The sequence below is a fragment of the Mesorhizobium sp. f-mel genome, assembly GCF_053850215.1.
Map to the genome: position 1 here is coordinate 93,754 of NZ_JBSPTO010000014.1, position 22,046 is coordinate 115,799.

Genomic DNA, 22,046 nt, shown 5'->3' on the forward strand with positions numbered 1-22,046 from the left:
TACTATGGAATTTGGCCTCTCCGAAGAACAGAAACTGATCGTCGAGACGACGCGCGCCTTCGTCGAGAATGAGCTCTACCCGCATGAGCGCGAAGTCGAGCGCACCGGCGTTCTGCGCCGTGAGCTGATCGAGGAGATCAAGGCCAAGGCAATCGAAGCCGGGCTCTATGCCGCCAACATGCCGACGGAAGTCGGCGGCGCCGGGCTCGACACGGTGACCTGGCTGCTTTACGAAAAAGAGCTCGGCCGTGCCAATTACGCGCTGCATTGGACCTGCGTGGCGCGGCCTTCCAACATCCTGTTGGCCGGCACGCCGGAGCAGCGCGAGAAATACCTTTATCCCTGCATTCGCGGCGAGAAATGGGACTGCCTGGCGATGACCGAGCCGGGTGCCGGCTCCGACGTGCGCGGCATGAAGGCGACCGCCGTGCAGGACGGCGACGACTGGGTGCTGAACGGCACCAAGCATTTCATCAGCCATGCCGACCTTGCCGATTTTGCCATCGTCTTCATGGCCTCGGGCGAAGAGGAGACGCCGCGCGGCAAACGCAAGAAGATCACCGCCTTTTTCGTCGACAAGGGCACCAAGGGTTTCACGGTGCGCGACGGCTATCGCAACGTCTCGCATCGCGGCTACACTAACGCCATCCTCGAATTCGACGATTGCCGCTTGCCCGGAGCCCAAGTGCTCGGCGAGGTCCACAAGGGCTTCGACGTCGCCAATTCATGGCTTGGCGCAACCCGCCTGCAGGTCGGCGCCACCTGTCTCGGCCGGGCCGAGCGGGCGCTTGGCCATGCCGTCGAATACGCCGCGCAGCGCCAGCAATTCGGCCAGCAGATCGGCAAGTTCCAGGGCGTGTCGTTCAAGCTCGCCGACATGGCGACCGAACTGAAGGCGGCCGACCTGATGGTGTTCGAAGCCGGCTGGAAGTACGATCAGGGCACCGTCACTGATCAGGACATGGCCATGGCCAAGTTGAAGGCCACCGAAATGCTCGCCTTCGTCGCCGATGAAGCAATCCAGATCCATGGCGGCATGGGGCTGATGGACGACCTGCCGCTGGAGCGCATCTGGCGCGACGCCCGCGTCGAGCGCATCTGGGAAGGCACCTCGGAAATCCAGCGCCACATTATCTCGCGGGCGCTGCTGCGCCCGTTCGGGGGCTGATCGATGCACAAACTTGAGCGCCTTTTGCGCCCGCGAACGATTGCCGTCTTCGGCGGCGCGCAGGCTGCCGCGGTCGTCGCGCAGTCGATCAAGATGGGCTTTGCCGGCGAGATCTGGCCGGTGCACCCGACCAAGGAGGAGGTCGCCGGCCGCAAGGCCTATCGCTCGGCGGCCGACCTGCCTGCAGCGCCGGACGCTGCCTTTGTCGGCGTCAACCGGCATTTGACCATCGAAGTGGTCAAGGCGTTGGCCGAGCGCGGTGCCGGCGGCGCCGTCTGCTTTGCCGCCGGCTTTCTCGAAACCGAGGCCTATGACGAGGACGGCGAGCGGCTGCAGGCCGAACTAGTCGCAGCGGCCGGCCAGATGCCGATCATCGGGCCGAACTGCTACGGCCTGATCAATTATGCCGACGGCGCGCTTTTATGGCCCGACCAGCATGGCGGCATCAGGCTGGCCGAGGGTGGCCGCGGGGTCGCCATCATCACCCAATCGTCGAACATCGCCATCAACATGACTATGCAGAAGCGCGGCCTGCCGATCGCCTTTCTGATGACCGCCGGCAACCAGGCACAGACCGGCCTTTCCGAAATGGCGCTCGGCCTGATCGAGGACGATCGCGTCACTTCGCTCGGTCTGCATATCGAGGCCTTCGATTCAGTAGCCGGCTTCGAAAGGCTGGCCGCGCGGGCGCGAGAGCTGAAGAAACCGATCATCGCCATGAAGGTCGGCCGCTCCGAGCAGGCGCGGCAAGCGACCGTCTCGCATACCGCGTCGCTGGCCGGCTCGGACGCTGCCTCGGGCGCCTTCCTGAAGCGGCTCGGCATCGCCCGCGTCGATTCCATCCCTGCCTTCATCGAGGCGCTCAAGCTGCTGCACGTCACCGGTCCCCTGCCCGGCTACCGGCTGTCGTCGATGAGCTGTTCGGGCGGCGAAGCGTCTGTCATGGCCGACAGCGCAGAAGGCCGCTGGGTGAATTTCCCGGCGCTGACCGACACGCATCGCGCCCACGTCAAATCGACGCTCGGGCCGCTGGTTGCGGTGGCCAACCCGCTCGACTACCACACCTTCATCTGGAACAACGAGCCGGCGATGACCGCCACCTTCACCGCCATGGTGTCGGGCGGCTTCGACCTCAACATGCTGGTGCTCGATTTCCCGCGCCCCGACCGCTGCTCCGATACCGACTGGTGGACGACGCTGCGCGCCTTCGAATCGGCGCTGACGTCCAACAAGGCGCAGGGCGCGATCGTCTCCTCGCTGCCGGAGAACCTGCCCGAGGAATACACCGCCGGGCTGATGGCACGCGGCATGGTGCCGTTGTTCGGCATTTCCGAGGCAATGGACGCCGCCCAGGCGGCCGCCTTCATCGGCTGGGCCTGGCGCGAGCCGCAGGCGCAGCCGATCGACACCTCCGCGTCAGGTGCGCCGGCCAGCGACCATGTCACGCCTGACGAGGCCGAGGCGAAAGCGCGGCTGATCGAGGCCGGGCTTCCCGTGCCGAGGGGCGAACGCGCCGGCAATGCGGTCGAGGCGGTGATCTCATCGATGGCGCTCGGTTTTCCGGTTGCGCTGAAGGCTTTGGGCGTCACTCACAAATCCGAGCTCGGCGCGGTGCGGCTTAACCTCAGGGATGCCGAATCCGTCAGCACCGCCGCCCATGATCTCTATGCGCTCGGCACCGGCCTCTATGTCGAGCGCATGGTGCGCGACGGCGTCGCCGAACTGCTCGTCGGCTTCACCCGCGACCCGATGTTCGGCGCGGTTATGACGCTCGGCACCGGTGGTGTGCTGGTCGAACTGCTGCGCGACAGCGTCACGCTGATGCTGCCGGCGACACGCGACGACATCGAGGCGGCATTGCGCGGGCTCAAATTGTTCCCGCTGCTCGAAGGCTATCGCGGCCGCCCCAAGGCCGATGTCGCGGCCGCCATCGATGCGATATCAGGCATCGCCGCCTTCGTGCAGGAAAATGCCGGCGAGATCGAGGAACTCGACATCAATCCGCTGATCGTCTGCGCCGAGGGCAAGGGCGCCTGGATCGCCGACGCGCTGCTGGTGCTTGGAAAGAAAAAGAATGTCTGACGTTATCACCACCCGCCGCGAGGGCACCATCCTCGAAGTCACGCTCGACCGGCCCAAGGCCAATGCCATCGACCTGAAGACCTCGCGGCTGATGGGCGAAACGTTCAAGGCGTTCCGCGACGATCCGGGTCTGCGGGTCGCCATTGTCAAGACCGCCGGCGACAAGTTCTTCTGCGCCGGCTGGGACCTCAAGGCCGCGGCCGGCGGCGATGCGGTCGACGGCGACTATGGCGTTGGCGGGTTCGGCGGGCTGCAGGAATTGCGCGACCTCAACAAGCCGGTCATCGCCTGCGTCAAGGGCATGGCGGTCGGCGGCGGTTTCGAGCTGGCGCTATCCTGCGACCTCATCTACGCGTCGGATCATTCCTCCTTTGCGCTGCCCGAAATCCGTGCCGGCACTTTGGCTGACGCAGCGACGATCAAGCTGCCGAAGCGCATTCCCTATCACGTCGCCATGGATCTTTTGCTGACCGGCCGCTGGATGGATGTCGCCGAGGCGCATCGCTGGGGCCTGGTCAACGAGGTGCTGCCCAAGGACAGACTCGAAGACCGCGTCTGGGAGATCGCCCGGCTGCTGGCCGACGGTCCGCCGCTGGTCTTTGCCGCGATCAAGGAGACGGCGCGGATCGCCGAATCGCTCACCTTCCAGGACGCGATGAACCGGGTGACGCGCCGCCAATTGCCGACGGTTGACGCACTGTACGGCTCGGAGGACAATCTCGAGGGTTTTCGCGCCTTTGCCGAAAAGCGAGACCCGGTGTGGAAGGGAAAATGATCCTGCGGAGATGATGGCTTTTCTTCCCACCCCCCTCTGGCCTGCCGGGCATCTCCCCCTCAAGGGGGGAGATTGGCAGCTTCGGCCCATTCACCCTTCCTACCGCGCTGGAGATTGGCGAAAGCCGATGCGACATCCGATCTCCCCCCTTGAGGGGGAGATGGCCGGCAGGACAGAGGGGGGGTGCCCAGGCGGATTCGTTACGATCCGTTCAGTTCCCATGACCGACTACAAAAAGCTGATCGACGCCGAGACCTGGGCCTTCATCGAGCGGACCAATTCCTATTATCCACCGGATACGATCGACTACACGATCGACCAGCAGCGCGAAATCTACGGCCGCATGTGCCGCGAGTTCTCTGCCGGCTATCCGCAAGGGGTTACTGCGGAAACCACCGCCATTGTCACGCCCTCGCATCCGATCCCGATCCGCATCTATCGCACCCCAGCGCCGGAAGCGGCGGCGATGGTGCTTTATTTCCACGGCGGCGGTTTTATTCTCGGCGGGCTCGACAGCCATGACGACGTCTGCGCCGAGCTTTGCGCCCGCACCGGCTATGAAGTGGTTTCGGTCGACTACCGGCTGGCGCCGGAACATCTTCATCCGGCCGCCTTCGACGATGCCATCAGCGCCTTCGAATGGGCGGCGACGATTTACAAGCGTCCGATCCTGCTTTGCGGCGACAGCGCCGGCGGCAATCTCGCCGCCGCGCTCAGCCACGCAACACGCGGCCATGCGCGAAGGCCGATCGGCCAGGTACTGATCTATCCCGGCCTTGGCGGCGACCGCTCGCAAGGTTCTTACGTGACCCATGCCGAGGCGCCGATGCTGACAGTGCGCGACCTCGATTTCTACACGAATATCAGGATCGGCGGCGAAGACCGCACCGGCGATCTCACGCTGTCGCCGCTGGCCGACGCCGATTTTGCCAATCTGCCGCCGACCGTGGTGATCACAGCTCAATGCGACCCGTTGTCGTCAGACGGCGAGGCCTATCGCGACCGCATCGTCGCGGCCGACGGCCACGCCTTCTGGTTCGAAGAGCCGGGGCTGGTACATGGTTATCTCAGAGCCCGGCATACGGTCGGCCGCGCGCGCTCGAGCTTTACCCGGATCGTCGACGCGGTAGCGGTTCTGGGACGTGGCGAGTGGATCTGGTAAGGGGTCTAGCCCACCCCGCGTGACGCCGCGCGGCCGGCGCTGCGGCCCGGAAAAGATGCAGCCGCCGAGAAACGTGCCTTCCAGTGCCGCGTAACCGTGCATGCCACCGCCGCCGAAACCGGCGGCTTCGCCGACCGCGTACAATCCCTCGACCGGCTGGCCATTGGCGTCCAGCACGCGGCTGTCGAGATCGGTCTGTAAGCCGCCCAGCGTCTTGCGCGTCAGGATGTTGAGCCTGACCGCGATCAGCGGCCCATTGGCAGGATCGAGCATCTTGTGCGGCTTAGCCGTGCGGATTAGCTTGTCGCCGAGATAGGCCCGCGCCCCACGCAGCGCGGTGATCTGCATGTCCTTGGAGAACGGATTGTCGAGCTGCCGGTCACGGGCGCGGATTTCGCGCTCGATCTGCCCTAGGTCAAGCAGCGGCTCGCCGCCGGCAAGTGCGTTCATCCGGGCGACCAGCGCCGGCAAATCAGGCTCGACGATGAAATCCTCGCCCTTCTCCATGAACGCCTTCACCGGACCGGGAACGCCTGATGTGGCGCGGCCGAGCACCTGGCGCCAGCTTTTTCCGGTGAGGTCGGGGTTCTGTTCGGAGCCCGACAGCGCGAACTCCTTCTGGATGATCTTTTTGGTCAGGATGAACCATGAATAGTCGAAGCCGGTGCTCATGATGTGGCTGAGCGTGGCCAGCGTGTCGAAGCCGGGATAGAGCGGCACCGGCAGCCGCTTGCCGCGCGCATCGAGCCACAGCGACGACGGGCCGGGCAGGATGCGGATGGCATGATCGGTCCACAGCGGCGCCCAGTTCCTAATGCCTTCGACATAGTGCCACATGCGGTCGCGGTTGATGACCCTGCCGCCGGCCTGTTCGGTGATCGCCAGCATGCGGCCGTCGACATGGTCGGGAACGCCGGAGATCATGCGCCTGGGCGGCGTGCCCAGCCGCTGCGGCCAGTTCTTCCGGACAAGCTCGGGATTGCCGCCGATGCCGCCGGAAGCGACGATGACCGCTTGCGCCTTGAGCTCGAAATCGCCTGATATGTCGCGTGAGCTCTTGCGGCCGCGCTCGACATCGCTCGGCTCAAGCATGTCGCCACGCATGCCGTTTACGACCGTGCCCGTCCGGGTCAGTTCGTTGACCCGGTGGCGGAATTTGAAGCGGATCAGCCCGCTTTTCTCGGCCTCGCGCACGCGCTGGACGAACGGGGCGAGCACGCCGGGCCCGGTGCCCCAGGTGACGTGGAAGCGCGGCACCGAATTGCCGTGGCCGACGGCATTGCCGCCACCGCGCTCGGCCCAGCCGACCACCGGAAAGAATTTCATGCCGCGCTGCATGAGCCATGAGCGCTTCTCGCCGGCGGCGAAGCCGACATAGGCTTCGGCCCAGCGGCGCGGCCAGAGATCTTCCGGGCGGTCGAAGGCGGCGGTGCCCAGCCAGTCCTCGAGCGCCAGATCATGCGAATCGCGGATGCGCATGCGCCGCTGTTCGGGCGAATCGACGAGGAAGATGCCGCCAAGCGACCAGAACGCCTGGCCGCCGAGCGACTGGCCCGGCTCCTGGTCGCGACGACGATCTTCTTGCCGGCCTCGGCCAGTTCCGCCGCGGCGACGAGGCCGGCAAAGCCGGGCGCCGACAATGATCACATCGGCATCGTCAGCCATTCTCTCCTCCCCCGGCTCTCCTCCCGGCTTTGACGGATCGTCAGACCGTCTCCCAGCCTTCCTTCTCGCCGGCGCGGAAGATGGCGTCCATGACCTTCTGGTTGAGCACCGACTCTTCCAGCGTAAAGACGCGGTCGGTGCCGCCCTGTGCCGCCCGCGCGAAGGCCTCGACCTCCAGCCGGTATTGCTGCATGCCGGGGAAGCGGAACACTTGCGCCTCGCTGTGGTTCTGGTTGTGCAGCTCGATGCGATGATGGTCGTAGATGCCGGCGTTGAACGGCGAAAGCACCTCGATGAAGCCCTTCTCGCCGTGGAATACCATCACCTGCCGCGCCGCCATCTGCGTCGACAGGTAGAACGACAGTTCGAAGTCGCCGAAATCGGCGCGGATCGAGGAGTAGATGTCGGTGCCGAACGTCTTGTCGCGCTCGATCGTCGCCTGGACGCGCAGCGGCTCCTTGCCCGTCGAAAAACGAGTCGATACCGTCGGGTAAACGCCGATGTCGGGCAGCGCGCCGCCGCCGAGATCGAGCTGGTTGCGCATGTTCTTGGGATCGACATTGTAGTAGGAGAACGCGCCCTGCACATGGCGCAGCCGGCCGATGGCGCCGTTGGCGATCAGCTCGCGCACCTTGATCCATTGCAGGTGGTAAACGACCATGAAGGCTTCGCAGACGAGCACGTTCTTGGCGTCGCGCAGCTTGATCAGCGGCGGAATCTCCTTGGCATCGAGCGCCAGCGGCTTTTCGACCAGAACATGCTTGCCGGCCTCGATCGCCTTGGCGGTCCATTCGACATGCTGCGCGGTCGGCAGCGGGATGTAGACGCCGTCGACGTCCTTGGATGCGAGCAGCTCGTCATAGGAACCGAAGGCATGGGGCGCGCCGAAACGATCGGCCAGGGCACGGGCCCTCGAAATGTCGCGGCTGGCGATCGCGGACAGCACGCCGTTCTCCGCCTCGACTATTGCGGGCAAAAGATGCTCGCGGCCGATCTTGGCCGTCGACAAAACACCCCATCGGAACATCAGGCTTCTCCATCCTTAAATTGCAGACGTCGAGGTTTGCCTGAAATCGGCGGAAAAGCCAATGCGAAGCATGGCAGGAGCAAGGCGATCGTGTGCGGCTTGTTCGGGTGCCGGCGCTGCCCTCCGCAGAGCTTGGGTTCCTCGTGCCACGAAGTGGGGAGAGGAACTCAGGTCCTGCAAAGGCTATCCCCTTCTACCTGTAAGCGTCATGTCGAAGTCGACGACGTTCGAATAGATCGGCGTGCCGACATCCATGCCGTAGCGCGACCGCAGCACCTTGCCGGTGACATGGAATTTTATCGTGCCTGCCTTGAGGCCGGCGAGCTCGGCGGTGAACTTTTCCGGAAAAGTCTTGCCGCGCGCCGTCAGCCGGCCGGTGACAAGGGCTGACGTGTCGCCGGTGCGTTTCACGCTGGTCGAGCGGAACTGGATTTCCGGATTGTTGGCTGCGTCGAACACCGCGTCGGAGCGAAGGAAGGCGTCGACGCGGCGCTGGCCGGTGCCGACGCTTTCGGGAAAGATCGTGATATTGACCTGGGAGCGCCCGATATTGCTGTTGTCGATGCGGATGCTGCCCTTGAAGCGGGCGAAGGCGCCGGCGAGCCCGCCGCCGCCGGCCTTGCCGACGGAGAAACGGATGCTCGAACCGGCCGGGCTGATCGTGTAGCTGCCGGCAGCGTCGCTGAGCGCCACCGCCGCGAAAACAGGCACGGCAAGGCAAGCGGCGACCGCCGCAAATCCGAAGATGCGCGCAACCATGGGCGTGATCCTTTTTGGAGGCAACGCTTTTTAGCGCCCTCGCCCCACCAACGAATGAGCCTCCCACTCTATTCCACGTTGTGATTTGACGAAGGCGTGATCATGCGCGTCAGCACCGTGTCCTTCAGCCAAAAATGATGGCGCAACGCCGCGGCGAAATGCAGGGCGACAAGTCCGATGCCGGCATAGGCGAGATACCAATGCGCCGACGTCCAGAAGCTTTCCGCCGGGTCCGATTCCGCGAGTGGCAGGTCCGGCATGACGAACAGGTTGAACGGCACGCTCGGGATCTCCAGCATCGACACCGACACCAGCGCCCAGCCGGACAGGGGCAGCGCGAGCTGAAACGCGTAGAGCGCGAAATGGACGAGCGGCGCTGTCCGGCGCTCGAAGCGTCCGACCGAGCGTGGCAGCGCCGGCACCGCATTGCCGAGCCGCCAGGCAATGCGCAGGATCACCAGGCCGAGCAGCAGGAAACCGAAAGATTTGTGCAGTTGGATCAGCTCGAAGGCGGTGCGCTGGCTGGATACCCGCATCATGACTAAGCCGAGCGCGAACTGGCCGATGAAGATCGCGGCGATCAGCCAATGGAGGACGATCGCCGAGCAGCCATAGCGGGTCGTAGTGTTTGTGATCCATGCCGGCATTGTCGGTGAACGAATGCCGGGGCCGCGTTCTTCCACCTCCCCCTGGTGGGGAGGGTCGCGCAGCAAATGCCGCCAGGCGGCTTTTGCGAAGCGGGGTGGGGGTTCTCGTAGGGCGCTACCCCCACCCCGTCTCGCAGCCTCCGCTTTGCTCCGACTGCGAGCCGACCCTCCCCACAAGGGGGAGGGTGGCCTACCCGCTCATCTTGAAGAAATCGACAAAGGCCCTGAGCGACGGCCGCATCTGGCGGCGGCTCGGATAGTAGACGAAGAAACCGTCGAAGGGCGGGCACCAGTCCTCCAGCACGCGAATGAGCTTGCCGTCGGCAATGCCATCGCGAACATAATCCTCGAACACGAAGGCAAGGCCGGCGCCGTCGATCGCCGCATTGGCGATCAGATGGTCCTCGTCGAGGATCAGCGGCCCTTGCACCGCCAGCTCGATCTCCTCGCCGTCCTTCTCGAATTCCCAGCGGTAGAGGATGCCGCTGGAAAAGCGGAAGCGGATGCAACGGTGACCGGCAAGATCGTGCGGATGGTGTGGTCTGGGCATGGTCGCGAAATAGGATGGCGCGCCGACGACGGCGCCGCGAAGGTTTGGCCCGATGCGCACCGCGATCATGTCGCGCTGCAGGCTCTCGCCGAGCCGGACGCCGGCGTCGAAGCCGCCTTCGACCACGTCGGTGAAGCGATCTTCAATGACGATCTCCAGCACGATGTCGGGATAGGCCGATGCAAAGGCGCCGAGCCGCGGCGTCAGCGCCAGGTGGGCTGCGGTGCGCGGCACGGTCAGCCTGAGATTGCCGGCCGGCCGGTCGCGCGCCTCGACCGCCGATTCCAGGGCGAGGTCGATTTCGGACAACGCCGGCCTCAGCCGCTCGAGCAGCTGTGCGCCTTCCTCGGTCGGGGCGACGCTGCGCGTGCTGCGCGCCAGGAGCCGCACGCCAAGACGCGCTTCCAGGCTGGAAACCGCATGGCTGACTGCGGAGGGCGCAATGGCCAGTTCCCTGGCCGCGCCACGAAAGCTGCCGCACTGGGCGACGGTTGCCAACACTGCAAGCTGTGAGAGGTGAGTTCGGTTCATTGATCTGTTTTTTAGAACAGCCCGTGCGAATGAGAGCCGATTATCGAACGCGGTGCAAGACGCTATTTCCGTCGCATCACAACAAGGAGACGCATAATGCAAACCCGCAAGCTTGGAAATGAACTTGACGTCTATCCGGTCGGCCTCGGCTGCATGGGGATGAGCTTCGTCTATGGCGGCCAGGCGGAGGCCGACGCGATCGCCACGCTGCGCCGCGCCGTCGATATTGGGGTCAATTTCTTCGACACAGCCGAGGTGTATGGCCCCTACGAGAACGAGATCCTGCTCGGCAAGGCGTTAAAGCCGGTGCGCGATCAGGTGACGATCGCGACAAAATTCGGCTTCAAGATCCTGGAAGAAGGCAATGGCGTCGAGCGCATGGCAGGCGTTGACAGCCGTCCCGAACACGTCAAGGCGGTCGCCGAAGCCTCATTGAAGCGGCTAGGCACCGAGGTGATCGATCTGTACTACCAGCATCGCGTCGATCCCACTGTCCCGATCGAGGATACGGTCGGCGCCATGGCCGAGCTGGTGCGCGAAGGCAAGGTGCGCGCGCTCGGCCTGTCGGAAGCGAGTGCCGCGACCATTCGCCGGGCGCATGCCGTGCATCCGATATCAGCCGTGCAGAGCGAATATTCGCTGTGGAGCCGCGATCCGGAACAAGAGGTGTTTGCCGTCTGCCGCGAGCTCGACATCGGCTTTGTCCCCTACAGCCCGCTCGGCCGCGGCCTGCTGACCGGCACGATCGCCAAGCCAGAGGTTCTCGGCGCCGACGATTGGCGCCGTGGATTGCCGCGCTTCCAAGCCGACGCCATGGCGGCCAATGCGGCGGTCATTGCAACGCTGGAAACAATGGCGGCGGAGAAGGGCGTGGCGCCGGCGCAACTGGCGCTGGCCTGGGTGCTGCATCAGGGCAATTTCATCGTGCCGATCCCCGGCGCCCGCAAGATCCGCCATCTCGAGCAGAACGCGGCAGCGGCACAGATCGCGCTGAGCGAGGCGGAAGTGGCGGCGATCGGCGACGCGCTGTCGCCGGAAAAAGTCGTCGGAAAGCGCTATACCGAAGAAATGCTGGCGCTGGTCAACGGCTAGACACCGGCCGAATGAAAATTAGAAGGGGCGCTCCAGCGCCCCTTCTTTGTTTCCAAATCCGATTTTATGCCCGCAGCACTCCGCCGGTCTGCTTGTTCACATTCTCGACGATGCGCTTTGCCAGCGTCTCGAAATCCTCGTCGGTCAGCGTCTTATCGACCGGCTGGATCGACACTTCGATGGCGATCGATTTCTTGGCCGCGCCGAGCGATGCCCCTTCGAACACGTCGAAGACCGAGACATTGGTGATCAGCTTCCTGTCGGCGGCAAGGGCGGCGCGGGTCAGCGTGCCGGCTTCGACCGCTTTGTCGACGACGAAGGCGAAATCACGCTTGACCGCCTGGAAGGCAGACAGTTCCAGCTTCGGTTTCGTCCGCGTCGGCTTGGCCTTCGGCTCGGGTACGGCGTCGACGAAGACCTCGAAGCCGCAGAGCGGCCCGGAGACGTCCAGTTCCTCCAGCGTCTTAGGATGGAATTCGCCGAACGTTCCCAAGATGACTTTAGGTCCGAGCTTGATCGTGCCGGAACGGCCGGGATGATACCAGGCCGGGCCGCCGGCCTCGATCTGCAGCCGCTCGACCGGCGCGCCGCAGGCTTCGAGTGCTGCGATCGCGTCGGCCTTGGCGTCGAAAACGCCGACCGGACCGGCATTGCCGGCCCAATGACGGCCGGAGCCTTCGAGCTTGGCCGTGCCGCGCCGAACGCCGGCGGCGACGCGTCGCTGCTGGTCGGCCGCATCGCCCTCATAGGTGCCCGATACTTCGAACAGCGCGACATCGCCGATGCCCTTGTCGGCATTGCGCTGGGCAGCGGCGATCAGGCCCGGCAGCAGCGACGGCCGCATGTCGGACATGTCGGCGGCGATCGGATTGGCGAGCTTGAGTGCTGTCTCGCCGCCGCCGAACAGTTCGGCATGTTTTGCCGGAATGAACGACCAGGTGACCGCCTCCATCATGCCGCGCACCGCCAGCGCCCGCTTGGCGGCGCGGGTGCGGATCTGCAGCGTGGTCAGGATCTTGGCATTGACGGCATCATGCGCGCCGAGCGGCTGCGGCGCGATATTGTCGATGCCGTGGATGCGCATGACTTCCTCGACGAGGTCGGCCTTGCCGTCGACATCCGGCCGCCAGGATGGCACGGCGACATTGATGACATCACCCACGCCTTCCGGTTTGAAGCCGAGGCGCGAAAGGATGGCGAGACTCCCGTCCCTGGGCACCTCGATGCCGGTCAGCCGCTTCACTTCCGACAACGGGAAGGAAACGATCTTCTCGACATGGCCGGCATAGCCGACGACTTCGGTTTCGGTCGGCGTCCCGCCGCAGAAATCCAGCACCAGCTTGGTGGCCAGTTCCACCCCGGGCACCATGAATTCAGGGTCGACGCCGCGCTCGAACCGGTAACGCGCATCGCTGATGATACCGAGCGTGCGGCCGGTGCGCGCCGTGGTGATCGGATCCCAAAGTGCGGATTCGATCAGCACGTCGGTGGTGTTCGCGTCGCAGCCGGAATGCTCGCCCCCCATGATGCCGGCGATCGATTCGACGCCGTCCTCGTCTGCTATGACGCACATGTCAGGCGTCAGCGTGTATTCGCGCCCGTCGAGGGCGAGTACCTTTTCGCCATCGCTGGCCCGCCGCACGGTGAGGTTGCCGGCGACCTTGTTGGCGTCGAACACATGCAGAGGCCGGCCGCGGTCGAAGGTGACGTAGTTGGTGATGTCGACCAGCGCGCTGATCGGTCTCAGCCCAATGGCGATCAGCCGCTGCTGCAGCCATTTCGGCGACGGGCCGTTTTTCACGCCGCGCACCAGCCTGAGCGCGAAACCCGGGCAGAGCTCCGGTGCTTCGATCTTCACCTTGACCGGGCACATGCCGTCGCCGGCATGCGGCATGATCGCGCCGCCGACGAGGCGGCCGAGTCCGCTCGCCGCCAGATCGCGGGCGATGCCATAGACGCTGGTCGCGTCCGGACGGTTCGGCGTCAAATTGATCTCTATGACCGGATCGTCGAGATGGGCGTAGGCGGCGTAGCTGGTGCCAACAGGCGCGTCGGCGGGCAGGTCGATGATGCCGTCATGCTCTTCGGAAAGCTCCAGCTCGCGCTCGGAGCACATCATGCCATGACTTTCGACACCCCTGATCTTGCCGACCGCCAGCGTCACGTCGATCCCGGGAATATAGGTGCCGGGTGCTGCAAAGGCGCCGATCAGGCCAGCGCGGGCGTTGGGCGCACCGCAGACGACCTGCACCGGGGCCTTGCCGTCGCCGGTATCGACCGTCAGCACGCGCAGCCGGTCGGCGTCGGGATGCTGCACCGCCGTCAGCACCTTGGCGATGACGAACGGCTTCAGGCTCGACCTGTCGTCGACATGCTCGACTTCGAGGCCGATCGAGGTCAACCGCTCGACGATCTCGGCCAGCGAGGCGTCGGTCTCGAGATGATCCTTGAGCCAGGAGAGGGTGAGTTTCATGACTGTGTTCCGTCTGATGGTCTGGGCACGCTGGTCTTCAAATGGCGCGGCAAGTCGTCCGGCATGTGCAGGAAGGGCAGTTGCTCGCGCACATGGGCATGGTGCGTCGGTTTGAAATAGGCCGGCATGTCCATGGCGCCGAGCACGAAATAGATATGGTCGGCCAGCCGCTCGTCGACATAGGCGATCGGCGAGCCGCAGACGCCGCAAAAGGAGCGCGTCACCGACCCGTTCTCGAACATCTTCAGCGCCTTGCCCGTGAAGGCGACCTGCTCGGTCATGAAGCCGACGAAAGCCGACACCGGCGCGCCGCTGGCCCGCCGGCAATCGCCGCAATGGCAATAGCTGACATGGTGCGGTTCGGCCGAAGCCTCGAACCGCACGGCGCCGCAACGGCAGCCGCCGGTGTGGGCCGCTGTCATGCGCTCAAGCCCCCGAATAGCGTCGGCATGTCGAGCGGCCGGAAGCCGTAATGCGACAGCCAGCGCACATCGGCGTCGAAGAAGGCGCGCAGGTCCGGCATGCCGTATTTCAGCATTGCGATGCGGTCGATGCCCATGCCCCAGGCAAAGCCCTGATACTCGTCGGGATCGAGCCCGCCGTAGCGGAGCACGTTGGGGTGGACCATGCCGCAGCCGAGGATCTCCATCCAGTCGGAGCCTTCGCCGAAGCGCACCTCGCCCGGCCGCGAACGGTCGCACTGGATGTCCACCTCCATGCTGGGTTCGGTGAACGGGAAGAAGGACGGCCGGAAGCGCATCTTGACCTGCGGCACCTCGAAGAAGGCCTTGCAGAACTCCTCCAGCACCCATTTCATGTTGGCGACATTGGCCGTCTTGTCGATCACCAGTCCCTCGACCTGATGGAACATCGGCGAATGGGTGGCATCGGAGTCCTGCCGGTAGGTTTTTCCGGGGATGACGATGCGGATCGGCGGCTTCTGCACCTCCATGGTGCGGATCTGCACCGGAGAGGTGTGGGTGCGTAAAAGCTTGCGCTCGCCCTTCTCGTCCGGCTGGAAGAAGAAGGTGTCGTGCATCTCGCGCGCCGGATGGCCTTCGGGGAAATTCAGCGCGGTGAAATTGTAATAGTCGGTCTCGATATCGGGGCCTTCGGCGATGGCAAAGCCGAGGTCGCCGAAGATCGCGGCAATCTCGTCGCTGACCTGGCTAATCGGATGGATGCGGCCGCGCTCGGCCGGCGATTGCCGCACCGGCAATGTGACGTCGACCTTTTCCGCCGCAAGCCGTGCCGCGATCGCCACGCCCTTCAGCTCGGCGCGGCGCGTGGTGAGCGCCTCGGTGATGCGGTTCTTGAGGCCGTTGATAGCCGGGCCTTTTATCTGGCGCTCTTCTGCGCTCATCGAGCCGAGCGTCTTCAGCATTTCTGAGACCGAGCCCTTCTTGCCGAGCGCTGAAACACGCACGGCTTCGATCGCGGCCTCGTCGGCGGCCGACGCGATGTCGTTCATCAGGGAATTTTCGAGGGTTTCCATGTCACTCATGTTTCAGGCCCGATTGGAGGCAAAGAAAAACCCGCGCCAGCCCTGCCAGCGCGGGTTTCCCAAATCAAGTGTCGAAGTGCTTGGGAAGGCGCTGGTTAGGCTACAGCGCTTTCAAAAGCGTTCGGCGTGGTGTTCTTGAGGTATTCGAGGGCGACCTTGGCCTTGGCCACAAGTGCGGCAAATGCCTGCGGCTCGTGGATGGCCATGTCCGACAGGATCTTGCGATCGATCTCGATGCCGGCCTTGTTGAGACCGTCGATGAAGCGGCCATAGGTCAGGCCATGCTCGTGGGTAGCGGCATTGATGCGCTGGATCCAGAGAGCGCGGAACGAACGCTTGCGGTTCTTGCGGTCGCGGTAGGCGTACTGCAGCGACTTTTCCACCGCCTGCTTGGCGATGCGAATCGTGTTCTTGCGGCGGCCATAAAAACCCTTGGCGGCTTTCAGGACCTTCTTGTGCTTGGCGTGCGAAGTGACGCCTCTTTTTACGCGTGCCATGTCATGATCTCCTTACAACGTTGTCCAGACCGAATGCCTTAGAGGCCGTTCGGCAGAAAATTCTTGATGACCTTCTTGCCATCCGGTTCAGCCAGAACCATCGTGCCGCGGGCATTTCGAATGAACTTGTTGGAACGCTTGATCATGCCGTGACGCTTGCCGGCCGCAGCCGACAGGACTTTACCCGTACCTGTGATCTTGAACCGCTTCTTGGCGGCTGACTTGGTCTTCATCTTGGGCATTTTGCTACTCCGTTTATGTGCGCATCATCGCGCTTTTTGTTCGCTTCAGGCCGACCAAAGCCCGAAAAGCAAATGAAACCGCCACGGCATGCCCTGCCGGGCGGTTTTTGGGAACGGCGGTGCTATACGTCAAAGCGGGCCGGCGCGCAACACCCTGTGCCTATGGGAAACGGAACAGCACCGGCAGTATGCCCGATTGCTGGGCGCTGTCGATCGATTCGAAAAACGGCAGAGCAACGAGGAATACCAGTCCGTCCAGCAGCGTCGTCCGCAGCAGGCGCGGCTTGAAGCTGCCGGTGTCGCCTTCCTGATACAGCGAAAGCTTCGGAAAGAAGCGCGGCACCCGCGCCATATACGCCTGGAATGGAGGACCGAAGGCCTCCTTCAGGAACTTCTCTTCGCGCAGGATGACGACATGAAAGGCGGCGGCGCAAATCACCGCGAAGCCGATCGCCGCAGTGATCGAGCCCATCTGCGCGCCGACGCCGGCGGCAGCTATCGAGGAGAAGACATAGAGCGGATTGCGGGTGATCGAATAGGGTCCGCCCGTAACCACCTCGGAGGATTTGCGTCCGCCGATATAGAGCGTTGACCACAAGCGCCCGACAATGCCGAGAAAGATCAGCAGGACGCCGACCATTTCGATCGTTTCGTGCGGCACGCTTTCGGGAGGAAAAGCAGACTGGCCAAACAGCAGCGCTGCGAACATGACGACCACGAGGGCGGCAAGCACCATTCTTCGTGCGTGCTGATACCTGCCCAGCGCACGCTTGGCCTGCGCTTGTTCGGCCCGCGCCGATTGCACTTCATTAAGCATGTCGGGAATCCGATCGTCGAGGAACTTCGCCAGCGATCGCAGCGCCTGGCCAAGAAAACAGGCGCCCCCGCCGATCGCGGGACGCCTTTGCAGGATGATTCAGGCGTATTTAATGCATGTCGCCTCTTTTGCCATCATCCGCAACTAATACAGCCAGAAGAGGACGGGAATTACACCGCTTTCCTGTCCGGACTCGATGAGTTCGAAAAACGGTATGGAAGCCAGCAACATCAAGCCGTCGCGCAGCGTGTGATTGAAGATGCGCGGTGTGAAGGTGACCTCGGCCTGATCGCGAAAAAGCAGCGGATTGGGAAAAAACCGCGGCACCCGTGCGATGTAGTCCTTGTACGGCGCCCCGAGTACGGTCGTCAAATGCCGTTCCTCGCGCAGCGTGACGATGTAGAACGCGGCCGCGCACAAAACCGCCGACGCCACCGAGACGATCACGCTGCCGGTCTGGGCGCCGATGCCGGCGGCCGCTACGGTGGAGAAAAAATACAGCGGGTTGCGCATCACCGAATATGGCCCGGTGGCAACCACTTCGGCCGACTTGCGGCCGCCGATATAGAGGATCGACCAGAGCCGGCCGCCGATCCCGATCAGTATCAGGGCGATCCCGTACTGCCCCTCTATGCGTTCGTGGCCTAGTTCATCGTGCGTGGAGCCGCCGAAGATCAGCAAAGCGCAAAAAGCACCGATCAGCAGCGCCAGCAGGACGCGCCGGCGCCGCTGATAGCGGCCCATTTCGTCAAACGACTGTTCAATCGGAGAACGTGCCGCAGCGGCCATGGGACAATCCTTTCGCCGCGAGGACCGGCAACCCGAATCCTTGTCGATGCAAGTTGCGGAGAAATCATGGCGAAGACAACACAAAACAAAAGGCCGCCGAAGCGGCCTTTGCTTTCGACGGGATCGCCTAGCGGGGCGCCAGCACCATCATCATCTGGCGGCCTTCGAGTTTCGGTTCGGCTTCGACCTTGGCGATGGGCGCCACTTCCTCACGAACTTTATTCAGAAGCTGCATGCCGAGTTCCATATGCGCCATCTCGCGGCCGCGAAAGCGCAATGTCAGCTTGACCTTGTCACCTTCCTCGAAAAACCGCCGGACCGCTTTCATCTTGGTCTCGTAGTCATGACTGTCGATGTTCGGGCGCATCTTGATCTCCTTGATCTCGATGACCTTCTGGTTCTTGCGCGCCTCGGCCGCCTTCTTCTGGTTGGCGTATTTCAATTTGCCGAGATCGAGAATTTTTACGACGGGCGGCACTGCGTTGGGCGATATCTCGACCAGATCGAGCCCAGCCTCTTCGGCGAGCAGCAATGCGTCATTGATGGAGACATCGCCATGGTTGTGGCCTTCGGCGTCGATAAGTTGGACCCGGGGAACCCGGATGTCACGGTTGGAGCGCGGGCCCTCCTTGGTGGGCGCCGTTGCTTTGAAAGGTCTGCGAATGGTCGTGGTCTCCTTGAGCCGTTTCGTTCAGGATTTTCAATTCAGATTGCGAACGCGCCAATGTGGTGAGCGCGCGGCCGGAGTCAATAGCACAGCGTTCACATGAAATCACCTGTTCCCTGACTTCTGCCTGTACCAAACGAAGAAACTTGCCGAGCACTTTTCGTTGAACCGCCAGCTGTGTCAAAAGACTTTCGTGAGGAGTTCGCCGTGACCGCACCGGTTTTTCTCGATGTCGACGGAATCAGCATCGCTGTCAGGCGCGCTGGGGGTGCCGCGCCAGGCATTGTCTGGCTCGGCGGCTACAAGTCGGACATGCTGGGCACCAAAGCCGAGAAGCTGGCGGAATGGGCGAGCGGGCAAGGCCGGGCATTCCTGCGCCACGACTATTCCGGTCATGGCGAATCGGGCGGCGCCTTTGCCGACGGCACCGTCTCGAAATGGCTTTCGCAAAGCCTCGCTGTCTTCCGCCATTTCACGCAAGGCAGGCAAATCCTGGTCGGCTCGTCGATGGGCGCATGGATCGCGCTGCGCATGATCCAGGAATTGCGCCAAGAATTGCACAAGGAAGGCGAGAACCGCATCGCCGGCCTGGTGCTGCTGGCGCCGGCGCCGGATTTCACCGCAGAGCTGGTTGAGCCGGCGCTGACGAAAGCGCAGAAGCGCGATCTTGCCAAGAAGGGCTTTTTCGCGGAGCCGTCGGACTATTCGGCCGAGCCTTACATTTACACCCGAGCGCTGATCGAGGACGGCCGCAACAACCTGACAATGAACGGGCCGATCGACACCCATTGCCCCGTCCACATTTTGCAAGGGTTGGCCGATGCCGACGTGCCGCCGAGCCATGCGCTGAAACTGGTCGGCCTGCTACCGGCCGACGACGTCACGCTGTCGCTGATCCCCGACGGCGACCACCGCCTGTCGCGGCCTCAGGATCTCGACATGCTGGTGCGGGCGGTCGACGCCATGGTGCGGCAGGCAGGCTAGGGACATGCGCATTTCCATTCCGGTATCCGCCTTCGTCGCGGCGATTGTCGGCTTCGGCGGCACGCTGGCCATCGTCATCGCCGCCGCCAAGGCGGTCGGCGCGACGCAGGTCGAAACCGCGAGCTGGGTGACGGCGATCTGCCTCGCCATGGCGATCGAGAGCCTGTGGCTGTCATGGCGCACCAGGATGCCGGTCATCGCCGCTTGGTCGACGCCGGGGGTGGCGCTGATCGCGGCATCGAGCGGCTTTTCGATCGGCGAAGCCGTCGGCGCCTTCATCGTCACCGGGATTTTGCTGATTGCCACCGGCCTGTTCAGGCCTCTGACCAAGCTGATCGCCAGGATACCGGCCTCGGTCGCGTCGGGGATGCTGGCCGGCATCGTCGTCACCTTCGCCATCAATGCGGTGAAGGCTATTCCCGTCGACCCGTGGCTGATCCTGCCGCTGATCGCCGCCTTCTTTGTCATCCGCCTGTTCAATCCGGCGCTCTCGGTGCTGGCGGTGCTGGTCGGCGGCGGCGCTGCCGCCTTCCTCACCGGCCGGGTCGGTGGCCTGCCGACCCCGGAACTTTCGACGTTGACGCTGATTGCGCCGCAGTTCACCCTCACCGCGATCATTGGCCTGGCGCTGCCGCTTTATCTCGTCACCATGGCCTCGCAGAACCTGTCCGGCCTCGCCGTGCTGAGGGCCGCAGGCTATCACCCGGAACCTGGCCCGCTGATCGGCGTCACCGGCCTGCTTTCGCTGCTGTCGGCGCCGTTCGGGGCCTCGACCACCAATCTGGCGGCGATCTCGGCGGCGATCTGCACCGGCCCCGATGTGCATCCCGATCCGGGCGAGCGCTGGAAGACCGGCCCCTTCTACGCGCTTGCCTATCTCGTCTTCGCCATTTTCGGCGCCTCGCTGGTGGCGATCTTCGCCGTGCTGCCGCAGAGCCTGATCGTGCTGGTGGCCGGGCTGGCGCTGATGGCGCCGCTCACCAACGCACTGTCCATTGCCTTGAAGGAGGAGAGCGAACGCATGGCCGCCACCGTCACCTTTGCCGTCACTGCCTCGGGGCTGACGCTTTTCGGCGTCGGCGCGGCATTCTGGGGGCTGATCGCCGGTTTGGTCGTGCTTTTCCTCGAAACCCTCAAAAAGCGATAATCATTTCAGCCGCTTGTCCGGTTTTGGCCGGCACTGTCTTGAATCGCCGTTTTTCCCATCCCATTTCGATTCCACGCAGCCGGGATTGGCTGTCTCCAACTGAAGGATTGGGAGAAAATGAACACATCTGCATTGATCCGTCCGGCCTGGACGCCGGCGACCATCGCACTGATGGTGATCGGCTTCATGGTGTTCTGGCCGCTCGGCCTCGCCATGCTCGCCTACATCATCTGGGGCGACCGGCTTGACGGCTTCAAGCGCGACGTCAACCGCGCGACCGACGGCATCTTCGCCGGCTGCCGCCGCGGTTCCGACAGAGCGGCGCGCTGGGGCCACGGCTCCGCCCGCACCGGCAACGTCGCTTTCGACGACTGGCGCGAAAAAGAACTCGAGCGGCTCAAAGAAGAGCGCCGCAAGCTCGACGAGATGCTGAGCGAGTTCGACGAATATGCCAGGGAATTGCGTCGCGCCAAGGACCAGGAAGAGTTCGATCGCTTCATGGCGAACCGCAACAAGCCGACATCTCCTACAACTGGTGGATCGACCGGCGCGACGGGGACTGGCAACGGTGGCAAATCCACGCCAGGGCTACTGGACGAGTAACGCACTTGCCCCGATAAATAATCAAAAACGGCGTCGCGTCAGCGGCGCCGTTTCTTTTATGTTCTATTCGTTTTCCTCGAATCACGTATCGTCCCGCCATGTCATTCGGCTTCTTCCGCAACCTGACCAAACCCAGGGCCGCCCCCGTCGTGGAGCGGGAGCATTGTGTTGCCGGCCGCACGCTGCCGCTCAAGATCGTCGAGAGCGACCGGGCACGGCGCCTGACGCTGCGCATCGATTCCGGCGGCCGTGGTCTGCGCATCACCGTGCCGCCGGGCCTGCGGCGGGGCGAGGTGGAAAAATTTCTCGATCGCCATCAGGACTGGCTGGAGCAGCGGCTGGCCAAGGTGCCCAACCGGCCGCAGGTGCGGCCGGGCATCAAGATACCGGTGCGCGGCGTGCCGCATCGCATCGTTCATGAGCCTTCGAAACGCGGGACCGTCACGCTGTCGCGCGACGAACGCGGTCCGCTGATGATCGTGCATGGCGATCGTGTGCACCTGCCGCGCCGCATCGCCGATTTTCTCAAGCGCGAAGCCAAGCGCGAAATCGAGGCGCTGGTGGTCAAGCATACCGGGGCGGTCGGCAAGCGCGCCAAGGCAGTCCGCTTCAAGGACACGTCGAGCCGCTGGGGATCGTGCACGTCGGACGGCAACCTGTCGTTCTCCTGGCGCATCATGATGGCGCCGCGACCGGTCATAAACTACCTCGTCGCGCATGAGGTGGCGCATCTCAAGGAGATGAACCACGGCCCAAAATTCTGGAAATTGTGCGAGCAGCTCTGCCCCGACACCGAGCGCTGCAAGGATTGGCTCAAGCGCAATGGCGGCGCGCTGCAAGCGATCATGTTCGAGTAAATCGCCTG

22 protein-coding genes and 1 pseudogene are annotated in these 22,046 nt (G+C 63.8%); 9 read left to right on the forward strand and 14 right to left on the reverse strand.

Annotation, left to right across the window (positions count from 1 at the left end; all coding sequences use genetic code 11):
* The first annotated feature begins 4 nt into the window (after positions 1 to 4).
* The 4 genes from ACWUKX_RS18320 (at position 5) to ACWUKX_RS18335 (ending at position 5,187) form a co-directional block, all read left to right on the forward strand.
* The gene (locus ACWUKX_RS18320) at positions 5 to 1,168 is read left to right on the forward strand and encodes an acyl-CoA dehydrogenase family protein (protein ID WP_456008267.1); all 1,164 of its coding nucleotides are present in this window, start codon (positions 5 to 7) and stop codon (positions 1,166 to 1,168) included.
* Between the two features lie 3 nt (positions 1,169 to 1,171).
* Positions 1,172 to 3,250, forward strand: coding sequence for an acetate--CoA ligase family protein (locus ACWUKX_RS18325; RefSeq protein ID WP_456008269.1), 2,079 nt, complete (start codon positions 1,172 to 1,174; stop codon positions 3,248 to 3,250).
* A complete protein-coding gene (locus tag ACWUKX_RS18330; RefSeq protein WP_456008271.1) occupies positions 3,243 to 4,025 on the forward strand; it encodes a carnitinyl-CoA dehydratase in 783 nt (260 codons plus the stop codon). Before ACWUKX_RS18325 ends, ACWUKX_RS18330 begins: the two co-directional genes overlap by 8 nt.
* A 220-nt stretch (positions 4,026 to 4,245) precedes the next feature.
* Entirely contained in the window at positions 4,246 to 5,187 is a 942-nt protein-coding gene (locus tag ACWUKX_RS18335; RefSeq protein ID WP_456008273.1) for an alpha/beta hydrolase, read from the forward strand.
* A 102-nt stretch (positions 5,188 to 5,289) separates the two neighbouring features.
* On the opposite strand, the pseudogene ACWUKX_RS18340 reads toward ACWUKX_RS18335, so the two are convergent.
* The 5 genes and pseudogenes from ACWUKX_RS18340 to ACWUKX_RS18360 all read right to left on the reverse strand — a co-directional run.
* Positions 5,290 to 6,852, reverse strand: a pseudogene (locus ACWUKX_RS18340) (FAD-binding dehydrogenase); the annotation flags it as partial.
* A 40-nt stretch (positions 6,853 to 6,892) separates the two neighbouring features.
* Entirely contained in the window at positions 6,893 to 7,879 is a 987-nt protein-coding gene (locus ACWUKX_RS18345) for a Gfo/Idh/MocA family protein (RefSeq protein ID WP_456008275.1), read from the reverse strand.
* Positions 7,880 to 8,062: 183 nt separating this feature from the next.
* Positions 8,063 to 8,638: a YceI family protein gene (locus tag ACWUKX_RS18350; protein WP_455848585.1), complete on the reverse strand. Its 576-nt coding sequence runs from the start codon at positions 8,636 to 8,638 to the stop codon at positions 8,063 to 8,065.
* Between the two features lie 68 nt (positions 8,639 to 8,706).
* Complete coding sequence (locus ACWUKX_RS18355; protein ID WP_456008277.1) at positions 8,707 to 9,285, reverse strand: cytochrome b; 579 nt, start codon at positions 9,283 to 9,285, stop codon at positions 8,707 to 8,709.
* Positions 9,286 to 9,475: 190 nt separating this feature from the next.
* Complete coding sequence (locus tag ACWUKX_RS18360; protein WP_456008279.1) at positions 9,476 to 10,366, reverse strand: LysR family transcriptional regulator; 891 nt, start codon at positions 10,364 to 10,366, stop codon at positions 9,476 to 9,478.
* A gap of 96 nt (positions 10,367 to 10,462) precedes the next feature.
* Between ACWUKX_RS18360 and ACWUKX_RS18365 the strand changes: the two genes are divergently transcribed.
* A complete protein-coding gene (locus ACWUKX_RS18365; protein ID WP_456008281.1) occupies positions 10,463 to 11,458 on the forward strand; it encodes an aldo/keto reductase in 996 nt (331 codons plus the stop codon).
* Positions 11,459 to 11,522: 64 nt separating this feature from the next.
* Here the strand turns inward: ACWUKX_RS18365 and pheT are convergent, their stop codons facing one another.
* The 9 genes from pheT to ACWUKX_RS18410 all read right to left on the reverse strand — a co-directional run bounded on the left by pheT (position 11,523) and on the right by ACWUKX_RS18410 (position 18,631).
* On the reverse strand, positions 11,523 to 13,931 hold the full coding sequence (gene pheT / locus ACWUKX_RS18370) for a phenylalanine--tRNA ligase subunit beta (protein ID WP_456008282.1): 2,409 nt from the start codon (positions 13,929 to 13,931) through the stop codon (positions 11,523 to 11,525).
* Positions 13,928 to 14,353 (reverse strand): GFA family protein, encoded by a 426-nt coding sequence (locus ACWUKX_RS18375; RefSeq protein WP_287086340.1) that lies wholly within the window; start codon positions 14,351 to 14,353, stop codon positions 13,928 to 13,930. Before ACWUKX_RS18375 ends, pheT begins: the two co-directional genes overlap by 4 nt.
* Positions 14,350 to 15,435, reverse strand: coding sequence for a phenylalanine--tRNA ligase subunit alpha (gene pheS / locus ACWUKX_RS18380; protein ID WP_456008284.1), 1,086 nt, complete (start codon positions 15,433 to 15,435; stop codon positions 14,350 to 14,352). The genes ACWUKX_RS18375 and pheS overlap by 4 nt, the downstream gene beginning before the upstream one ends.
* Before the next feature lie 95 nt (positions 15,436 to 15,530).
* Complete coding sequence (gene rplT, locus ACWUKX_RS18385) at positions 15,531 to 15,932, reverse strand: 50S ribosomal protein L20 (protein WP_006201247.1); 402 nt, start codon at positions 15,930 to 15,932, stop codon at positions 15,531 to 15,533.
* A gap of 38 nt (positions 15,933 to 15,970) precedes the next feature.
* Positions 15,971 to 16,174, reverse strand: a complete 204-nt coding sequence (rpmI, locus tag ACWUKX_RS18390; RefSeq protein WP_006201248.1) for a 50S ribosomal protein L35 — start codon at positions 16,172 to 16,174, stop codon at positions 15,971 to 15,973.
* A gap of 160 nt (positions 16,175 to 16,334) precedes the next feature.
* Complete coding sequence (locus ACWUKX_RS18395; protein WP_456008286.1) at positions 16,335 to 16,991, reverse strand: methyltransferase family protein; 657 nt, start codon at positions 16,989 to 16,991, stop codon at positions 16,335 to 16,337.
* Positions 16,992 to 17,135: 144 nt separating this feature from the next.
* A complete protein-coding gene (locus ACWUKX_RS18400; protein WP_095517430.1) occupies positions 17,136 to 17,780 on the reverse strand; it encodes a methyltransferase family protein in 645 nt (214 codons plus the stop codon).
* A 127-nt stretch (positions 17,781 to 17,907) separates the two neighbouring features.
* Positions 17,908 to 18,444 carry a translation initiation factor IF-3 gene (gene infC, locus ACWUKX_RS18405; protein WP_077374810.1) on the reverse strand — a complete coding sequence of 179 codons (537 nt, stop codon included), beginning with the start codon at positions 18,442 to 18,444 and terminating at the stop codon, positions 17,908 to 17,910.
* A complete protein-coding gene (locus tag ACWUKX_RS18410) occupies positions 18,386 to 18,631 on the reverse strand; it encodes a hypothetical protein (protein WP_456008288.1) in 246 nt (81 codons plus the stop codon). The genes infC and ACWUKX_RS18410 overlap by 59 nt, the downstream gene beginning before the upstream one ends.
* A gap of 23 nt (positions 18,632 to 18,654) precedes the next feature.
* On the opposite strand from ACWUKX_RS18410, the gene ACWUKX_RS18415 reads away from it, so the two are divergent.
* The 4 genes from ACWUKX_RS18415 to ACWUKX_RS18430 all read left to right on the forward strand — a co-directional run bounded on the left by ACWUKX_RS18415 (position 18,655) and on the right by ACWUKX_RS18430 (position 22,038).
* Complete coding sequence (locus tag ACWUKX_RS18415; RefSeq protein WP_287335538.1) at positions 18,655 to 19,431, forward strand: alpha/beta hydrolase; 777 nt, start codon at positions 18,655 to 18,657, stop codon at positions 19,429 to 19,431.
* Between the two features lie 4 nt (positions 19,432 to 19,435).
* Positions 19,436 to 20,578, forward strand: a complete 1,143-nt coding sequence (locus ACWUKX_RS18420; RefSeq protein ID WP_287335537.1) for a benzoate/H(+) symporter BenE family transporter — start codon at positions 19,436 to 19,438, stop codon at positions 20,576 to 20,578.
* A gap of 117 nt (positions 20,579 to 20,695) precedes the next feature.
* Entirely contained in the window at positions 20,696 to 21,181 is a 486-nt protein-coding gene (locus ACWUKX_RS18425) for a DUF2852 domain-containing protein (protein ID WP_456008290.1), read from the forward strand.
* 98 nt (positions 21,182 to 21,279) lie between these two features.
* Positions 21,280 to 22,038 carry a M48 family metallopeptidase gene (locus ACWUKX_RS18430; RefSeq protein WP_456008292.1) on the forward strand — a complete coding sequence of 253 codons (759 nt, stop codon included), beginning with the start codon at positions 21,280 to 21,282 and terminating at the stop codon, positions 22,036 to 22,038.
* Positions 22,039 to 22,046: the final 8 nt, after the last annotated feature.

Bases quoted from the DNA above. Each gene is read 5' to 3' on its own strand.
- ACWUKX_RS18325 (WP_456008269.1), top strand. From the start codon at position 1,172: ATGCACAAACTTGAGCGCCTTTTGCGCCCGCGAACGATTGCCGTCTTC.
- ACWUKX_RS18375 (WP_287086340.1), bottom strand. From the start codon at position 14,353: ATGACAGCGGCCCACACCGGCGGCTGCCGTTGCGGCGCCGTGCGGTTC.
- ACWUKX_RS18365 (WP_456008281.1), top strand. From the start codon at position 10,463: ATGCAAACCCGCAAGCTTGGAAATGAACTTGACGTCTATCCGGTCGGC.
- ACWUKX_RS18430 (WP_456008292.1), top strand. From the start codon at position 21,280: ATGTCATTCGGCTTCTTCCGCAACCTGACCAAACCCAGGGCCGCCCCC.
- rplT (WP_006201247.1), bottom strand. From the start codon at position 15,932: ATGGCACGCGTAAAAAGAGGCGTCACTTCGCACGCCAAGCACAAGAAG.
- ACWUKX_RS18345 (WP_456008275.1), bottom strand. From the start codon at position 7,879: ATGTTCCGATGGGGTGTTTTGTCGACGGCCAAGATCGGCCGCGAGCAT.
- ACWUKX_RS18395 (WP_456008286.1), bottom strand. From the start codon at position 16,991: ATGCTTAATGAAGTGCAATCGGCGCGGGCCGAACAAGCGCAGGCCAAG.
- ACWUKX_RS18355 (WP_456008277.1), bottom strand. From the start codon at position 9,285: ATGCCGGCATGGATCACAAACACTACGACCCGCTATGGCTGCTCGGCG.
- ACWUKX_RS18320 (WP_456008267.1), top strand. From the start codon at position 5: ATGGAATTTGGCCTCTCCGAAGAACAGAAACTGATCGTCGAGACGACG.
- rpmI (WP_006201248.1), bottom strand. From the start codon at position 16,174: ATGCCCAAGATGAAGACCAAGTCAGCCGCCAAGAAGCGGTTCAAGATC.
- ACWUKX_RS18420 (WP_287335537.1), top strand. From the start codon at position 19,436: ATGCGCATTTCCATTCCGGTATCCGCCTTCGTCGCGGCGATTGTCGGC.
- ACWUKX_RS18335 (WP_456008273.1), top strand. From the start codon at position 4,246: ATGACCGACTACAAAAAGCTGATCGACGCCGAGACCTGGGCCTTCATC.
- ACWUKX_RS18400 (WP_095517430.1), bottom strand. From the start codon at position 17,780: ATGGCCGCTGCGGCACGTTCTCCGATTGAACAGTCGTTTGACGAAATG.
- ACWUKX_RS18350 (WP_455848585.1), bottom strand. From the start codon at position 8,638: ATGGTTGCGCGCATCTTCGGATTTGCGGCGGTCGCCGCTTGCCTTGCC.
- ACWUKX_RS18425 (WP_456008290.1), top strand. From the start codon at position 20,696: ATGAACACATCTGCATTGATCCGTCCGGCCTGGACGCCGGCGACCATC.
- ACWUKX_RS18330 (WP_456008271.1), top strand. From the start codon at position 3,243: ATGTCTGACGTTATCACCACCCGCCGCGAGGGCACCATCCTCGAAGTC.
- ACWUKX_RS18360 (WP_456008279.1), bottom strand. From the start codon at position 10,366: ATGAACCGAACTCACCTCTCACAGCTTGCAGTGTTGGCAACCGTCGCC.
- pheT (WP_456008282.1), bottom strand. From the start codon at position 13,931: ATGAAACTCACCCTCTCCTGGCTCAAGGATCATCTCGAGACCGACGCC.
- pheS (WP_456008284.1), bottom strand. From the start codon at position 15,435: ATGAGTGACATGGAAACCCTCGAAAATTCCCTGATGAACGACATCGCG.